The 14,890-nt window shown below is 62.2% G+C and carries 18 protein-coding genes; 5 read left to right on the top strand and 13 right to left on the bottom strand.

Annotation, left to right across the window (positions count from 1 at the left end):
• Positions 1-187 precede the first annotated feature (187 nt).
• Positions 188-886 carry a tyrosine-type recombinase/integrase gene (locus BN1233_RS46265; protein ID WP_187144430.1) on the top strand — a complete coding sequence of 233 codons (699 nt, stop codon included), beginning with the start codon at positions 188-190 and terminating at the stop codon, positions 884-886.
• A gap of 39 nt (positions 887-925) precedes the next feature.
• On the top strand, positions 926-1,462 hold the full coding sequence (locus BN1233_RS46260) for a site-specific integrase (RefSeq protein ID WP_048709814.1): 537 nt from the start codon (positions 926-928) through the stop codon (positions 1,460-1,462).
• Positions 1,463-2,324: 862 nt separating this feature from the next.
• On the opposite strand, the gene BN1233_RS33480 is transcribed toward BN1233_RS46260, so the two are convergent.
• The 8 genes from BN1233_RS33480 to BN1233_RS33450 all read right to left on the bottom strand — a co-directional run bounded on the left by BN1233_RS33480 (position 2,325) and on the right by BN1233_RS33450 (position 8,936).
• Positions 2,325-3,152, bottom strand: coding sequence for a hypothetical protein (locus BN1233_RS33480; protein ID WP_046867941.1), 828 nt, complete (start codon positions 3,150-3,152; stop codon positions 2,325-2,327).
• 111 nt (positions 3,153-3,263) lie between these two features.
• The gene (locus tag BN1233_RS45250) at positions 3,264-3,422 is read right to left on the bottom strand and encodes a hypothetical protein (protein ID WP_187144429.1); all 159 of its coding nucleotides are present in this window, start codon (positions 3,420-3,422) and stop codon (positions 3,264-3,266) included.
• 135 nt (positions 3,423-3,557) lie between these two features.
• Positions 3,558-3,935, bottom strand: a complete 378-nt coding sequence (locus BN1233_RS50145) for a hypothetical protein (protein ID WP_048709810.1) — start codon at positions 3,933-3,935, stop codon at positions 3,558-3,560.
• A 137-nt stretch (positions 3,936-4,072) separates the two neighbouring features.
• Positions 4,073-5,137, bottom strand: coding sequence for an HAD family hydrolase (locus BN1233_RS33470; RefSeq protein WP_046867940.1), 1,065 nt, complete (start codon positions 5,135-5,137; stop codon positions 4,073-4,075).
• A gap of 32 nt (positions 5,138-5,169) precedes the next feature.
• Positions 5,170-6,777, bottom strand: coding sequence for a sulfatase-like hydrolase/transferase (locus BN1233_RS33465; protein WP_046867939.1), 1,608 nt, complete (start codon positions 6,775-6,777; stop codon positions 5,170-5,172).
• A gap of 185 nt (positions 6,778-6,962) precedes the next feature.
• Entirely contained in the window at positions 6,963-7,334 is a 372-nt protein-coding gene (locus BN1233_RS33460) for an Ig-like domain-containing protein (protein WP_046867938.1), read from the bottom strand.
• 103 nt (positions 7,335-7,437) lie between these two features.
• Positions 7,438-7,719, bottom strand: coding sequence for a hypothetical protein (locus tag BN1233_RS33455; RefSeq protein WP_046867937.1), 282 nt, complete (start codon positions 7,717-7,719; stop codon positions 7,438-7,440).
• A gap of 386 nt (positions 7,720-8,105) precedes the next feature.
• Positions 8,106-8,936: an LssY C-terminal domain-containing protein gene (locus BN1233_RS33450; RefSeq protein ID WP_046867936.1), complete on the bottom strand. Its 831-nt coding sequence runs from the start codon at positions 8,934-8,936 to the stop codon at positions 8,106-8,108.
• A gap of 602 nt (positions 8,937-9,538) precedes the next feature.
• Here BN1233_RS33450 and BN1233_RS33440 point away from each other — a divergent pair.
• Complete coding sequence (locus tag BN1233_RS33440) at positions 9,539-10,048, top strand: hypothetical protein (protein ID WP_052764041.1); 510 nt, start codon at positions 9,539-9,541, stop codon at positions 10,046-10,048.
• A 171-nt stretch (positions 10,049-10,219) separates the two neighbouring features.
• Positions 10,220-10,540: a DUF6894 family protein gene (locus BN1233_RS33435; RefSeq protein ID WP_046867934.1), complete on the top strand. Its 321-nt coding sequence runs from the start codon at positions 10,220-10,222 to the stop codon at positions 10,538-10,540.
• Between the two features lie 37 nt (positions 10,541-10,577).
• On the opposite strand, the gene BN1233_RS43700 is transcribed toward BN1233_RS33435, so the two are convergent.
• From BN1233_RS43700 to BN1233_RS33405, 5 genes are all read right to left on the bottom strand, one after another.
• Positions 10,578-11,045, bottom strand: coding sequence for a hypothetical protein (locus tag BN1233_RS43700; RefSeq protein WP_048709807.1), 468 nt, complete (start codon positions 11,043-11,045; stop codon positions 10,578-10,580).
• A gap of 10 nt (positions 11,046-11,055) precedes the next feature.
• Positions 11,056-11,820 carry a DUF2092 domain-containing protein gene (locus tag BN1233_RS33425; RefSeq protein ID WP_046867933.1) on the bottom strand — a complete coding sequence of 255 codons (765 nt, stop codon included), beginning with the start codon at positions 11,818-11,820 and terminating at the stop codon, positions 11,056-11,058.
• 45 nt (positions 11,821-11,865) lie between these two features.
• Positions 11,866-12,156, bottom strand: coding sequence for a hypothetical protein (locus BN1233_RS33420; protein ID WP_046867932.1), 291 nt, complete (start codon positions 12,154-12,156; stop codon positions 11,866-11,868).
• Between the two features lie 533 nt (positions 12,157-12,689).
• Positions 12,690-13,070 carry a hypothetical protein gene (locus BN1233_RS43695; protein ID WP_048709804.1) on the bottom strand — a complete coding sequence of 127 codons (381 nt, stop codon included), beginning with the start codon at positions 13,068-13,070 and terminating at the stop codon, positions 12,690-12,692.
• Positions 13,071-13,368: 298 nt separating this feature from the next.
• Positions 13,369-13,704 carry a hypothetical protein gene (locus BN1233_RS33405; RefSeq protein WP_046867930.1) on the bottom strand — a complete coding sequence of 112 codons (336 nt, stop codon included), beginning with the start codon at positions 13,702-13,704 and terminating at the stop codon, positions 13,369-13,371.
• A gap of 735 nt (positions 13,705-14,439) precedes the next feature.
• Here BN1233_RS33405 and BN1233_RS33400 point away from each other — a divergent pair.
• Entirely contained in the window at positions 14,440-14,769 is a 330-nt protein-coding gene (locus tag BN1233_RS33400) for a hypothetical protein (RefSeq protein WP_046867929.1), read from the top strand.
• Positions 14,770-14,890: the final 121 nt, after the last annotated feature.

Genomic DNA, 14,890 nt, shown 5'->3' with positions numbered 1-14,890 from the left:
GGAGAAGTCGGCAGCGCTCGCCCGGTTCCCCAAACCTGCCAAAGTAGTGCTAACGCCACAACGTCATAAACAGCAATCTTGTCAACGGCTTGTTGCCTTTTGAGCGTTCCTGTTATTAACCTGCCCTCCCATCCGCTACCACCCTCCCTGCGTTACCCCTGTTACCCTGAGGCCGGAACGCTGGAGCGTGCGCGCGGATGCAATCCGAAGGACAGTGGTGGCCCGCGCGCTCAATCAGAAGATCATCGAGAACCTCAAGCCCGATCCCGCCAAGCGGCTCGAGATCCCGGACGGTGCCTTGGTCGGGCTCTACCTCGTCGTGCAGCCGAGCGGCGCCAAGAGTTGGGCCGTGCGCTACCGAGCCGACGGCAAGCCCCGCAAGCTGACGCTCGCGCCCTACCCCCGTATGGGTTTGGCCGAGGCCCGTAAGGCCGCCAGCGAAGCCCTGCGGATCGTCTCGGAAGGCGGCGACCCGGCCAGCGACCGAGTCACGGTCGCGAAACTCAAGGGACTGGAGCGCGCGCCCGCGAGCCACCGCTTCGAGCAGGTGCTCGAGCGCTTCCTCGCGGCTCAGGAGCGCAAGGGCCGCCGCTCCACGGCCGAGATGCGGCGCATCCTCGAGCACGACGCTCTACCCCGCTGGCGCGACAGGCCGATCGCGGAGATCACGGGAGCCGACGTGGTCGAAGCCCTCGAGGCGATCGTCGCCCGCTGCGCGCCGGTCGCGGCCGGTCGCTTCCAGGCCTGGTGCTCGAAGCTGTTCTCCTATGCGGTCGCGAACCATCTGCGGCCCAACAACCCGGCCAAGGGCACCGAGAGCCCGGTCTCGGCCCGCGACATCCAGCGCGACCGCAAGCTCTCGGATCACGAACTCGCGCTCGTCTAGCAGTGTGCTGAGCAACTCGGAGCGCCGTTCGGACCGGCCGTGCAGCTGCTCGCCCTCACGGGCCAGCGCCGCAGCGAAGTCTTTAAGGCGACCTGGGACGCGATCAACCTCGAGACCGCCACCTGGGTGATCCGGTCCGCCCGCTCGAAGAACGGAATGGAGCACCTCGTGCCGCTGTCCGAGCCCGCGCTGGAGATCCTGCAGGGTGTGCCGCGGATCAAGGGCTCGCCGTATCTCTTCACCACCACGGGCACCTCACCCGCGAGCGGCATCAGCAAGGCCAAGGCGCGACTCGATCAGCTCATCACCGCCGCCAATGGCGGGAAGGCCATTCCGCCTTGGCAGCTGCACGATCTGCGGCGGACCTTCGTGTCCGGCTGCACGCGACTGCGGATCCCGTCGGAGGTCACCGAGCGGGCGATCAACCACGTCTCGGAGAGCTTCGGGAGTGTGCGGGGCGTCTACAACGTCCATGCCTCCGAGGAGGAGCGCCGGAGTGCCATGGCGGCCTGGGCCCGGCACGTGATGTCGATCACGACCGAGATACCCACGAACGTGATTGCAATGACGCGCTGACGGCCATCAAGTTCGAGAAGTGCTACTTAGGAACGGTCTTCACCGCGGACAGGTGGACGCGTGAGCACGCAAACATCTAGGGGACCACGGGTCTGACGACGTGGCAGATTTACCACCTCAGCCCGGAAAGGATCGTGGTCGAACAACCACTTTTTGAGACGATGACGTTGTGGTAGAAATACCACCTCACAGATCAAGCGGCTCGTGGTTGAATCGCCACATAAACACGCGCCGGATGTGGTGGAAACGCCACACGCCAAGGTGGCGCAATTACCACCCTTACATCGATAAGTATACCATCAACAGTAAGGTTATCAGGAGAAGACGTCTCACTAACAGACTCCATGTGCAGTCTACGCTCGCGTTCAAAGCCCAGCGCGGTCTACGTGGCAACCGCAATCGTCCAGCGCCACATTGCCGGCAGCAAACTTGTGAGCAGGGGCCCACACCGGTGGGAAGGAGGCACGCCACCGCGCCTGTGAGTCAGCCTGACAAGGCGGTAAATCATGTCATCAATGCGTCGGGGAGAGAACTGCCAACCAGCACTCTACTGCGCGCGTCGCTTCCGGGCGAGAGCAATATTGCTGCGACCCAAACCAGCGTGACGAACGAGCGTATATCAAACTTCTCGTTGGTGCGCCCCGCTTCAGCCTGAGGAAGGGGCTGATTCAAGTGGTCGTCGCAACACTCTGGGTCAACCTCGGTCACGGAATGGACCCAAGAAACGTCCGCTTCTCCACGTGGCAAGGCGACCGACCCTCGAGCAGCGGTCACGGCCGTATGCGTGCTCCGCACCGGTGTGATGGGCCAGCCGCTGCGGCAGCGCCCGCCCATCCCGATCGGCCGTCACGGCATGCCCCGTTCAGTAGCAAGGCGGATACGGGTAGTAGCCGCACTGGCCGTAGCCGTAATAGTAGGGATACGTCGCGGCCGCTCCCACGGCGGCGCCAACGGCCGCACCCGTCGCTCCGGCGTACCAAGCGCCATGATAAACAGGGGCATGCCAGTAATTTCCGCGCCAGACGGAAACATCTCCGACGCGATCGTAGCCGAAGCGGTCGCCATCGAAGCGAGCAGCGCCGCCGAAGCGATCATAACCAGCACCGAAGCGGTCAAAGCCTCCTCCGGCGCGATCGAAGCCGCCGCCAAAGCTGCCTTGGAACCCGCCGAAGCCTCCACCGAATCCGCCGAAATGATCGATGAACAGGGCCGCGGGTCCGCTCGATCCGGCCAGACTCCCTTCCAACACCGCAACGTCGAAGGTCAGGTTGCCGCCTTCGAGCTTCGGCGCTCTCAACGTCACCACGGCATCGCTGACCTTCGAGCTATCGCCTCCCAGGACGGACACGGTAGCGTTGGGCGGGTCCTTTGCGAAGTTGTCCTTGCCCTCGTCCCATTGCATGATGAATTGCTCGGTCATGACGTGACCCGCCGCTCGCACGGGACGGTCGGCGAACACGATCGAATTCGCCGACACGCCGATCAAGGTCAGCTTGCCGCCCTCCAGTTTCGCGCCCGCAGCGTTGAGGATGGCGAGCGACGGGACCGGACCCGTGGGCGTGACCCGACCAATGGTTTTCGCAAGGGGCATGTGCGGCTTGCCATCCGCATCCTGCGCGAGCACCCCGCTGACGGCCGCGCACGCGCCGCCGGTCACCACAACAAGACACGCGAATTGCTTGGTGAACATGACGAAAGCTCCCTTCTGCGTCTCCGACTTTTGGTGACGTCCCCCGCACGACGAGGACTTCGCCCATACGAATGAGTGACATGGCGGGCGATCAGCCACGAGCGCACGGGATCAGCACTTTTCGAACGTGGAGATGATTTTCCAGCCTCGTTTCATGTTGACCAGAATCCATCGATCCAACGCCGCGGTGGCGAGCGCCTTGTCGAGCCGATCGACTTTCGACTCCCGGTCGTAGGCATATGCGCGCACCGCATCGGTGTGATGGACCACGATGCTCAGGCGGCCTCCGCCCGACTCGGTCGTCCATTGCAGTATCTCGAGATCGCCGTGCTCCTCGATAGGTCGGCCAGTACCTGCCGCCGACGCTCTCCCGCCAAGGACAGCCCTCGCTAAGGGCGCGATCTTTCACCATGGGCCCCACGGTCCAAAGTCGAAGGTGTTCTGATTCATGAGTGCCGTCATCTGCCGCTCGTCGGCCAGTCGCTTCTCGAAGACCATGGCCCGATAATTCGACCAAGCCTCCTGATTGCCGAAGTAGACGCACTGGCAAATCGAGGGATCCGCGTAAACGTAGACTACGTTCGTGCCCGACGTTTGCTGCACGAACTTGTGCGGCGGAAGCTTCCGCATGGCCGCGACCCGCTGGGGCGTATTGGCCGGTTGCAACGTGAAGCCAGCAGCCGCAAGAAGGTCTTCCTTGTTCTGGACCGACTGCTGGGCAGTCTGGCACGCCGACACGGCTACGACGGCGCCAAGCGCCACGATGGGGACCAGTCTGATCATGAGCTCTTCTCCTCTCGCTGTGATCGATCTGGCATCGGGGCCGAAGGCTCCGGCCCGCGCGTGCCGTGATTTGAAAGGTGACAGGGGGTTAGTCGAACGAAGGTCTGTGCCCTCAGTGGCTGCTCTTTCCGGAATGGTCATTGCTCGAATGTGAAGATGCGCTTCCAATCGTTCTTCATGCTGATCACCGTCCATCCCTTCTTCTTCGCCTCGTCATAGAGCTCGGGCGTGAAGGTGCCGACCCTGCTGGCGGGCAGGCCCGCGGCCGGGCCGTACGCGTATTCGCGCGCAGCGTCGTCGTGCAGGACCAGCATCTTCAGCCGGGCACCGGCACCGGCCGCGGTCCACTCGAGCATCTGGCGGTCACCAACCGAATTGCCGAACGCTGCGTTCGGCCGGCGTCCGATCATCAGGTGAATCCCTTCGGGCTTGCCGGCGTTGTCATTGTTGAGCAGCAGCTTCGGTTCTTTGGTCAGGAACGGCTTGCCGTCCTTGGCATAGCCGAACTTCGTTCCGCCCGCGGTGCCGACCACCTGCTCGGGCGGGATGCCGTAGACCTGTTGGGCATAGACCCGCACGAAGTCCTGGCCGCCGCCGGTCACGATGTAGATCTTGTAGCCATTGTCGCGCAGATAGCGCAGCACTTCGAGCATGGGCTGATAGACGAGCTCGGTGTAGGGGCGCTTCCAACGTGGGTCCCGGGCGGTTTCGAGCCATTTCCGCGCCTCGGCGTTGAACTCCTCCACCGACATGCCGGTCAGCGTCGCGGCGAGAATCTTTTCGAGGTCTCGTATCGGGAGCTTCACCATCGCCTCCCGATTGCCCGAGAGCACAGTCTTGAAGGGCTCGACGTTTCTGAGCTCGGGCTTCTTCGCCACCACCGCCGGAACGCGTTCCAGGCAGTAGATCACCTGGGTGTACATGGGATGCTCCACCCAGAGCGTGCCATCCTGGTCGAACACCGCGATGCGGTCCTCAGGAGCGACATGGCTCGGGCTCGACTGGTCGATGGTCGCACGCACGAAATCGAGGATCGCCTGCTTCGCCGCCCCGTCGTTCCACGATGGCAATGGGCCACCCTCGGGCGTCGTCTGCGCTCGAGCGGAGCCGGTCAGAAGCAGCTCCGACCAAGCCGGGAGCAGCGCCCCTATCGCTAGGAGGACGCGGCGATTGATGCCGGAGGAAGGAACGATCGGCTTCATGCTCCTCTCCATCGTGATCCGCGATGACGCGGCTAATTGCTGGACGGCGGGTTCCTGAGCTTCTCCATGGCCTGTTCGACCGAGAAGCTGCCGGGTCTCTGGCGTGGCGGGAACTGCTGGAAGCTTGCGAGGTGCTGGCCCACGATCGCCTGCGCCGGGACGAGCACGAAGGCGTGCTCGATGAACCATCGCACGTAGTCGCCTGACTCGTGCTGGGCTCGCTCGAACGGGTCGGAGCGCAAGTTGAACAGCATCGGCACGCGAAGCTGAATCATCGGTTGTGCCCAGACATCGAGGCCATGCGCCTGCTGTTCCATGAAGACCGCCTTCCACTGCTCGTAACGAAGGCCGGCAAGGTTGCCGTCGTCGGTCCAGTAGAAGAATTCGCGGCGCTTGTTCGGGCCCTTGTGGCCCAGCAGGTCACGCTGGTCATAGCCGTCGAGGTGAACCCGGAAGGTCTTGCCGGCCGCATCATAGCCTTCCAGGAGCTTGTTCTTGATGTCCGGCTCGCCGGCCGCCGCTACCAGCGTGGTCGTCCAGTCCTCGGCGGAGAAGATGTCGTTGATTTCGGTGCGCGGCGGCACCAGGCCGGGCCAGCGCACGATCGCCGGGACGCGATAACCGCCTTCCCATTTGGTGTTCTTCTCGCCGCGGAACGGCGTCGCACCGCCGTCAGGCCAGGAGAAGACCTCGGCGCCATTGTCGGTGGTGTAGATGACGATGGTGTTATTGGCGATGCCCAGGTCATCGAGCTTCTTCAAGAGCTGTCCGACCTGGCCGTCGTGCTCCACCATCCCGTCCGGATAGATGCCGAGACCAGTTTTACCCTGCGATTCCGGCTCGAGATGGGTCCAGATGTGCATTCGGGTCGAATTGAACCAGATAAAGAATGGCTTCCGGTCCTGCACAGAGCGGTCGATGAAGTCCGTTGTGGCCTTCAGGAATTCCTCGTCGATCGTCTCCATGCGCTTCTTGGTGAGCGGGCCGGTGTCCTCGCACTTCTGCTTGCCCCATGGGCCGAAGCGGGGATCGCTACCCGGCGTGTCGGTGGTCGTGGCGACGCACTTCAGGACACCGCGCGGGCCGAACTGCGCTCGGAAATCCGGGTTTTTCGGATAATCCGGATGCTCGGGCTCTTCCTCGGCGTTCAAGTGATAAAGATTGCCGAAGAACTCGTCGAAGCCGTGCACGGTTGGCAGGAACTCGTTGCGGTCGCCGAGATGGTTCTTGCCGAATTGTGCGGTCGTGTAGCCCTGCGGCTTGAGCAGTTCGGCGATCGTCGGGTCCTTTTCCGATAGCCCCTCCTTGGCCGCCGGCAGGCCGACTTTCAGCAACCCGGTGCGCAACGGGCTCTGCCCGGTGATGAACGCGGCGCGGCCGGCGGTGCAGGATTGTTGGCCGTAGTAGTCGGTGAAGATGGCGCCTTCGTTCGCGATGCGGTCGATGTTGGGTGTGCGATAGCCCATCATACCGCGGTTGTAGGCGCTGATGTTCCAGTAGCCGATGTCATCGCCCATGATCACGAGGATGTTCGGTCTTGCGGGCGGAGCAGGCTGTTGTGCGAACGACGGTGGACTGGACATGAGCCCGAGCCAGGCTGCCGTCAGCGCAACGGCACCGAGATGCTTCTGTGGTTGCATGGCGTCACCGATGAGTTGAAACTTGTCGCGTGAAGCGGGCTCTCAGGAATGCTGCCTGGACATGGGCCGGCTGCTCACTCCACAGCTTGCCGCCGACGTCCGTCTGGATCCTTCCCAAACGCCGGGGCCATGTGACCCCGGCGCCAGCGATCGGGGCCGGATGATCGCCCCTCGGCCGTTCGCGGTTACTGGACGTTCACCCGGAAGCTGAGCACGGATGTGCCGGGTTTCTCGTCGATGCTCCGCCCCTTCGCGGTGACCGCGAAGCTGTCGGGACCGTGATAGCCCCGGGCGGGCTGATAGGTCAGGGTGTCCTTGTCGATCATCTTCACGGTGCCGTGCTTGGGACGCTGGCTGATCTTCGAACTGGAGAGCGTACCTCCGGGACGGATGTCGTACGTGCATCCTTGCCCCGCCTGGACGTTGAAGACCGCGTTCATGTCGGTTCCCATGATGGGCGCCGGATTGCCTTCGACGACGCACAGGCTCTGGGCCAGTGCCGGGCCGGCGGACAGAAGCGCCATCGGAAGCGCAATGATCGGGAACGAAAGCCTCATGACGATCTCCTCTCGATAAGTCTCTGGGATCGATGTCAGCCCCCATTCTGGCCTCTGCGGGCCTTGTGATCGGCGGGCAGCCGGTCGGGAGATGCCCGCCATGTCACGTCTCACGACGGGCGAGCGGCCGAGTGTGCGCGTGGCTGGCGTTCGCCTTCCTGACCCGCTCCCGAATCCCGGCGAGATTGTCTGTCTGGAGAACCTGAAGCGACGGGAACTTCTCGTATGACAGCAGGTGCTCCAGCCAGAGTTGCTGGCTGATCGGCAGCATGTTCCAGTCGCTCTGGAACGCGGTCGCCGGAGCTTCCAAGGCGTCGCCGGTGCTCATCACTGTCTTCCGGCCGATGCCGACTGCCTGTTCGTGCGCGACAACGGCTGGCGACATGAGGGGCGCTCCCGATCACCAAGGATCGTCGAGTCTCGCCGGTCTCAGCTTCAGCCGCTATTGGGGTTTGCCCGCAAAATCGCGGCGGCAAACCCTGATTTCTTGTCGGATCTGCGGGTGGCTCGCTGCGACCGACTCAGCGTTCTAAAGTTACCATCGAGCGTCCGGCCGACCGGAGCCGCCAATCCCCGCCGGTGAGCGGGGCAGGATTCTGCTTGATTGATCGTGGGCGCGCTGAGGATGTTGAGGGATTCCTATGGATGAAAGCGGCATCATCGAGCACCGCAAGATAGCCCTGGACAACTCGGCGCACGGCTTTGCGCGGCATCCCGGCTGCTCCAAGTGTAATCTTTGCGAGCGAGCTTTCGCGAACAGCATGAAATAGATTAGGTGTCGTGTACTACCAGCCTTGCTAGCGTAACTCTCCCATCAGTAATGTAATGATTAACGTGTTCCGTCGGCAAGCGTTCACCAGCTTGATATACTTGCACCGTCTCGATCGTTCGAGCTTTTTTCAGCTCATCGATGATATAGTCGCGCTCGAAATTCGTATCCGAATCGGTGGCATGGGTGATCTGAAATGTGAGTTCAGTAAAGGACAATCCTGTATCCCTCGTGCCGGCTCCGACCCAGAGAACGGGTTCATTGTCCGGCGGACGGTCGGTGTTGAGCCAGAAGCTTCCCGCTCCCCAGGTTTCCTCGGCGCGCACAAGGCTCAAAGCCCAGAATCGGATGTGATGACGCTTCCGAGGACTGTTTCCGATGGGATTCTGGAAACCGATGTCCTGACCGCGTCCAAACAGATAGAACGTGCTGAACGGGGCCGTTGGGTATGGTGAGTTGGACACGAATGCTCGGACCATGTCCCAGGAACTAGCTAAGCTCAGCGGATCCGCCTCTGACCAGCCGAGAACTGCAAAGGCTGCGCGAAGCTGTGGGAGCGTGCCGACGAGCGCAACATTGACAGGATCGCCCGGCAGCCCGTCGCCCGTTGTCGTGAAGCTAGGCACACGTTTTCGATGGAGTATTCTGAGGCCCATGCGAACGGCCCACGGGAGGAGAACATAGGCCGCAATCCCGTACGTGAGGCCTAAAGCCAGGATCAACGGCAGCCTGCGCTCGGTGTCTTCAAAGACTACAAAGACGATCAGCCAGATCGTGAAAATACCCAACCCCAAGATCAGCATGCGTTGCAAGAAGCGTTTCAGCAATCTCACGGTTTAAGCTCCGCCACAGTCGATGTTACGGACGCGTTGGTCGGCTGGATCCAGACACTTGCCTCAACTGCCCGATGAGCCGCGTGAGAGCGAAATCACCGGGCCTCAGGATTTGACGCCCGGCTGGCTTCCGGAGACGTATTCTTTCGCCAACCATATATGTGCTGGTCTATTCTGTCTTCGCTAGCTTCGGCGCCTTCTACAAGTTGCTCCGGGATGATCATCCAGGGGCGCTGTTGGCCATCAGCAGATCGGCAAGTGCTGGATCCCACTCAGTAGTCCAAAGTGAACATTAGGGCACGCGCCATCCTTGGGACAGTGCGTGTTGTATTTCAATCAGCGTTCATTTGGAGCGGGAACGGAAGTGAGCCTCTTCGGCTTGTTCGTCGTCAAGGAGGCGATGACGAACAAGCCGAAGAGGCTCACCAGTGGATTCCTCGATATCACAAATGGCGCCAAGACGAGCCAATTTGTGGTAATCTTGAATGAGGGCAGCGTGACCCTAATGCCGCCCCAGGCTCCGCCCGGTTTGACGAGGACGCGTTTGCGATCCTCGGTGATCATCCGGGCCGGGAATTGCTGGTCTTCCGATGGAGAGGCCGATGACCACCAGACTGGCCTTGCACGTTATCCTGGTCTCGATAGCGGCGTTGGTGGCTGCGAGTATTGGGTCGGTCGATGCCGCAACCTTCAACTGCCCGGATGCCACGGCTTCGGATGCGCCGAGAACGGCCCCCGCCTTGCGTGCCTTGTATTCGGGCGCAACTGACATCACCGCGAGCGATCGTCTCGGTGAACTCATGACCGACCTCCGCAACAGCGGCATGAAACCGGCCCTTATCGTCGATCACCTGATCGGCGCCTATTGCCCGCTGGTCGCAGCCGACAGCACCCTCTCGGACAAACAGAAGGCCGACCGGCTCCGGCAGTTTGCGCGACAGGTGACAGGGCTGGCTTATGTGCCTTCCGATGCGGACGAGGTGGAGGTCCTCGTCACGGTTCCCTTGACGCCGACCCTGCTGGGGCAGGTCGACCAGGCGGCGGGCCGGGCGGGCTTGTCGCGCGAGGCATGGCTCGAGCAGGCGATCAAACGACAGCTGACTGGGCCATGACGGGATAAGGACGATGCATTGCTGCCTTGCGGCAGGATTAACGATCCCTCCTTAACGGGTGCTCCGGTTCCAAGCGAGAGTACGAAAAGCCCGGTCGGCTGCTTTCCGGACGAAATCATCCATTGAAAGGAGTTCGCGGAGGAGACGAGTTCAGCTTCGGAGGGCACTTTCGTGGAGCAGCATCAGGTAAACTGGCTGGTGCTCAGAGCCGGGATCCGACGCGACTCGGTCGCGCGAAGCGACAGCGCCACGACCAGGGTGACGAATTGGCTTGGCCAGAACGACGGACACACAGTCATTCCGGATGAAGTCGGAATTGGCGTGTCCGATCTCGAGGAGGTTCGCGCTGAGGCCATCCAGGCCCTTCGCGAATTCCGCCGGGAGTGCTCGGAAGCGGACGCTGACTGGAGGGGCTGGCGGATAGAGGTCACGGATGCCGCGGGCGATATCGCCTTCATCATCGACCTTGGAAGCGTCCAAGAGGGAGACTGAAAAGGCACCGCCATTCGGACCGGCGAGACAGTCGGCGTCACGGAACCGGGACGGCGCGATAGTAGAGCCCGCTGCCGCCGTAGTAGGGCCGAAACCACGTTGGCCCGCATCGGTAGTAGTTGAGCGCCGCGACGGGCGTCAGCACGCAGCCGGCCGGCAGGATGGCGATGTCGGTGCCGATCGGATAGGCAGCTGCCGCGGCGCCGATGGCGGCTCCGGCCGCGAGGCCGCCAAGCCCAGCCGCCACCGCTCCGCCAGGCCAAGCGTAGGGCACGGCGCGATGCCACACGCCGCAGCCATAGCAGCCGACGCCGTGCCAGCCGACCGCCCCGGCCCCGTGCCAGCCTACGGCACCCACCCCGTGCCATCCGACCGCTCCGAACCGGTCGAACCCGCCCGCCCGAAAGCCGCCGAAGCCCCGCGCTGCAAACCAGGCGGAGGCAGGCACCGGCGTCGCGAGGGCCGCGGCCGCTGCAACGAGGAGAACGGACTTGAGGCGGGGCATGGTAAACCTCCTACGGTCTCGATCCATTACTGGGCGCGAACTCGATGCGCTGGGCTTTGCCCGCCCAATCGACACGGAACTCGTTCGGGTGGAAGGTGCGATCGAGCTGCCATGCGCTGAACTCGGTCTCGTAATGCGGCGCGTTCGGAGCCCTCGGGAAGGTGACGATCATCTTGCGCGGCAGCCTGTCCTCGGCGCCAATCCATAGCTGCGCGCGGATGTCGTCCCCCGCGAGGACGACGATGTCCGTCGTCACGTCGCCCACGAGTTTCGACTGACCGGCAAGGTAGGCGGTCTTGATCCCGTCGAGGATCGTCTTCGCGGGATCCGGCAGGATCACATCGGTGAATGGGAAGTAGAGTCCCCCCTTGTCATAGGCGGCCTTGAGGGCTGCATCGATGGCGCCCGGCGCGGCGGCGGCGGCAAGGAGCCGAAGGCCTGGCGTATAGGCGACAATTTCCTGCCCCGTCGCGTAAAACGCGGAGGGTGGTCCATCGCCGAGCGAGATCACGCGCAGCTTGTCGGGCCGCTGCATGCTGACGGCGGCGGCGCTCGTGAAATAAACCCTCGTGTCGTTCGGCCCTGGCACCTCATAGGTACTGCGCGACTCGAACTGCAGCGTCTTCGCTTGCGCGAGCTTCGCACCCATTGCCTTCACGAGCTCGAGCGCCTGCGCCTCGAGCGGCGGTGGCGCCTGCTGCGCCAATACGGGATAGGCCAGGACCGCAGAGCAGATGGCTGCCGTCGCAATGGCCGTGAGTATCGTTCTCCTCATCCTGCCATCTCCTTGTGTCTGCGGCGCGCTTTCTCCATTCCCGGGTCAAAAGTCGCTATCGTCTGGCCCATCCTTACAGCGATAGCCGATGAAGCATTGTGGATTGTCTGCACTCGGGACCCATGCCGGTGCGGGGTACTGATCGACGAGGCAATAGGCTCCGTCCTTGACGTATCGCGCATAGGTCATCGCGCTCGTGTTGAGCACCGCTGCACCTTGCGCGTTGATGAGCGCCCGATCTTCCGCGCAGGTTCGTGCGGTAGTCAATGGTCCCACCTGAGCGAATGCGCAGGAGCCTATCGAGAGGAACACAAAAGCGATCGCGATCTGCTTCATGGCGCCGCCCCTGTCCTAAGTCGCCGACGCTGGCGACAATTGAATATTCTAATGAAAATTAGTCCAAATGGTGGTCGCGACTTAAGTTTTGGTCATGGTTTTTCAAAAACTGTCGAAATTACACCACCTCTGAACGCTCCCTCACCTTCCGGATGGAGGTATTCCGGCATCGCGGAACTGCGTCGAAGAGAGCGCATGTTTCCAACAGCCGATGCCAATTCCGGCACAGCGCCCCAGCCGCGAGACGTCGCTCCCGAGCACCAGCCCGATCTGGCCCAACCCGACCTCGGCGATGAGCCGCTGGAAGGCAGGCCTGCCGAGCACCGAGGCGGCCGGGCGCCCGAGGTTATCGTCGATGGCGAGGAACTGCTCATGCCGTTACCCAACTGGCGGGCGCGATCAGCGAGTGCGTACTGCAGGCGCACCGATTCCCGGTTCTGCTCGACTTGGCGCACCGTTGATTGACGGACTTGGACGCCTCCTGATGAATGTGGCGGCTGCGCGATGCAAGCACGGGGACACGTCTGCAGCCGTCAGAACGGCTGCCAGTCGCTGAGATCGCCGATGTTGTCCGGATCGAGACCGCCGCCGAACTCCAGGCGGTTCATGTCATAGACGATGTTCTGCATGCCCCTGACGCTCTGGAATGCGCTCTCGCCTCCGACATGCACGCAGCCGCACGCTGCCGGATCGGCATAGAGATAGGTTGCTTTCCCGTTTGTGGTCTGCCGCACGAACGTGTTCGCCGGCAGGCTGTTGAGCACTGCGACCTGCTCCGGCGTGCTGGCGCGTTTGGCCACGAAGCCGGCCTTCGTGAGCATGCCGTTCGGGGTACCTTTGAGGACTGGAGTGCCGACTGACAGGCAGCGAGAGCAGCGGCGACGAGCGCCAGAGTGAACGATGTTTTCATCCATCTCACCTTTCGTTACCTACGCTTGAGGCCAGTATTTTGCGAGGAGCGATGCCGCTTGCGCCCGGCTGATTGCGAGCACAAGCGGACTGCAAGTCGGAAAGTTGATGGGCTAAGCGCAAGACTGCCGCCGGGGCGGGTTCGCGGACCAGCCGAGACAACGGAGCGAACCGTCCCGTAAACTTCTGAAAAAGCCAGGAAGCAGCATTGCCCTAACTTTACGCACGCTGCATGCAGGAAGGGAACTGACTGACCTGCAATGTCGGTTCAGGCCGTTCTCACGTTACAGGCGCTGACCTCCGTCAAGGAGTCCGGCGGAGTCGGTGGGGCATCGAAGCAGGCATTCCAACTGCCATCTGAATGCAGGTGAGAACGTCCACGAAGCTTGGGGAACCTCCAACGCTTGTATCGCGAACGCATTCTTCACGCAGCCCGGCATTGAAGCTCGCCCACTGACGCTCCAGCTGATTGCGCGCCTCGGTCTCGTCCCGGACGCAGTTCTGATAGGTATCCGTTTCGCTCGGCAGGAGGCGCGGTGCAGCCCGACATATCGCTTCTATATCGAACCCAGGGAATTCGTCCGCCGCAGCAGCCGTGCCGGCGAAGACTAGCATGACCATTCCCACGATCCGGAACATGCTTGCCTCCCTGCTTGACCTTCAATCCTGTCACATGACCGATAGATCACTCTCCTCGACGACATCTGTCAAACGAAGATCCCGCCAAGTGCCTGGGTGCCGAGTTCTATCTACCTATTGCGCTACCTTAGCGATCATTGGCTGGGAGCCCGAAACAACTGTTGGAAGAATAGCGCGCCAAGTCTCCAAAGTCGAGCCATTATCTTGACGGCCGACTGATCAGGTGCTCTTTTCGATCAATCTTCTCACTACTGCCTCCCCAACAGGAGTAAAGCGCTTTCCATTCTCCGAATGCCAGAACGGTTTGCGCGAGTTGTCGAGGCGTAGGATCACAAGATATTTCTAGCGACGCATCCCGGCATCTCCGATCGGCCAGCGTGGGCAGGGGCATCGTTACGAGGGTTGCAGAGACCCTACGAGGTTGACTTACTCAGAAATGGAGATTGCTCGCCACTCTGCCGTGCCGGTGCAAGATCACAAAGGTGGCGACCATCCCTTCGACCCTGAGGCCCCGGACGATTGCGCTTCGATGCTCGATACTTGGGCCGAGGTCATTACCAACGAGAGTGAGGGGAAAGCCGAGGCGGCATAGGGCGGCGCGCGTGACGCTCTCAGATGGGAGGTAAATCAAGGGGCTTATGAAAATAGGCAATCCGCTGAGGTTGTTTGGAGCACCCCGGATCAGTTATGCTCGACAGCACCAACGCGCTGCGATCCAAGACTTAGGAGGCTGACATGACAGGCCAAGGTCAAAGCGGTAGCGTCAACATCGGAGCCCCTTTTGCAGCCGCACTGGACGATATATTTCGCCCATTGACCGAGGCGATCACGGCTGCGCCGACCGAGGTTCGCCCCCAGGCAGAAGCGAAGCTGGCGGCGCTGAAACAGGAAGCCACCAAGGGCGAAGCTGCCGACGACAGCACGGTTGCCAATCACGTGGACGGCCTTGCGGCACTTGTGCCAGGAGCCGTGGGCGCCGTGGTCAGCGTGTTTGCAACCCCACTCCTCGGGGGGATCGCCGGCCCAGCCACTCAGGCAGTGCTCGACAAGCTGCAGGGCAAGTAGGTACAGCGGAGCACCCGGAGCACGCGCCATGTGTCCGTCCCGAGTGCCCATCGACCCAAGCGGCGGCGGCGTCCAATATTCGCTTGGTATGATCCATGGATTGGCGCGTTTTGGGACCAGA

This window comes from Microvirga massiliensis (assembly GCF_001006805.1).
Taxonomy (GTDB): Bacteria; Pseudomonadota; Alphaproteobacteria; order Rhizobiales; family Beijerinckiaceae; genus Microvirga; species Microvirga massiliensis.
The sequence above is the reverse complement of the archived record's forward strand: the minus strand, read 5'-3'. Positions and strand labels throughout refer to the sequence as shown.

Bases quoted from the DNA above. Each gene is read 5' to 3' on its own strand.
- BN1233_RS33480 (WP_046867941.1), bottom strand. From the start codon at position 3,152: ATGTTCACCAAGCAATTCGCGTGTCTTGTTGTGGTGACCGGCGGCGCG.
- BN1233_RS50145 (WP_048709810.1), bottom strand. From the start codon at position 3,935: ATGATCAGACTGGTCCCCATCGTGGCGCTTGGCGCCGTCGTAGCCGTG.
- BN1233_RS33470 (WP_046867940.1), bottom strand. From the start codon at position 5,137: ATGAAGCCGATCGTTCCTTCCTCCGGCATCAATCGCCGCGTCCTCCTA.
- BN1233_RS33465 (WP_046867939.1), bottom strand. From the start codon at position 6,777: ATGCAACCACAGAAGCATCTCGGTGCCGTTGCGCTGACGGCAGCCTGG.
- BN1233_RS33460 (WP_046867938.1), bottom strand. From the start codon at position 7,334: ATGAGGCTTTCGTTCCCGATCATTGCGCTTCCGATGGCGCTTCTGTCC.
- BN1233_RS33455 (WP_046867937.1), bottom strand. From the start codon at position 7,719: ATGTCGCCAGCCGTTGTCGCGCACGAACAGGCAGTCGGCATCGGCCGG.
- BN1233_RS33440 (WP_052764041.1), top strand. From the start codon at position 9,539: ATGACCACCAGACTGGCCTTGCACGTTATCCTGGTCTCGATAGCGGCG.
- BN1233_RS43700 (WP_048709807.1), bottom strand. From the start codon at position 11,045: ATGCCCCGCCTCAAGTCCGTTCTCCTCGTTGCAGCGGCCGCGGCCCTC.
- BN1233_RS33425 (WP_046867933.1), bottom strand. From the start codon at position 11,820: ATGAGGAGAACGATACTCACGGCCATTGCGACGGCAGCCATCTGCTCT.
- BN1233_RS33420 (WP_046867932.1), bottom strand. From the start codon at position 12,156: ATGAAGCAGATCGCGATCGCTTTTGTGTTCCTCTCGATAGGCTCCTGC.
- BN1233_RS43695 (WP_048709804.1), bottom strand. From the start codon at position 13,070: ATGGATGAAAACATCGTTCACTCTGGCGCTCGTCGCCGCTGCTCTCGC.
- BN1233_RS33405 (WP_046867930.1), bottom strand. From the start codon at position 13,704: ATGTTCCGGATCGTGGGAATGGTCATGCTAGTCTTCGCCGGCACGGCT.
- BN1233_RS33400 (WP_046867929.1), top strand. From the start codon at position 14,440: ATGACAGGCCAAGGTCAAAGCGGTAGCGTCAACATCGGAGCCCCTTTT.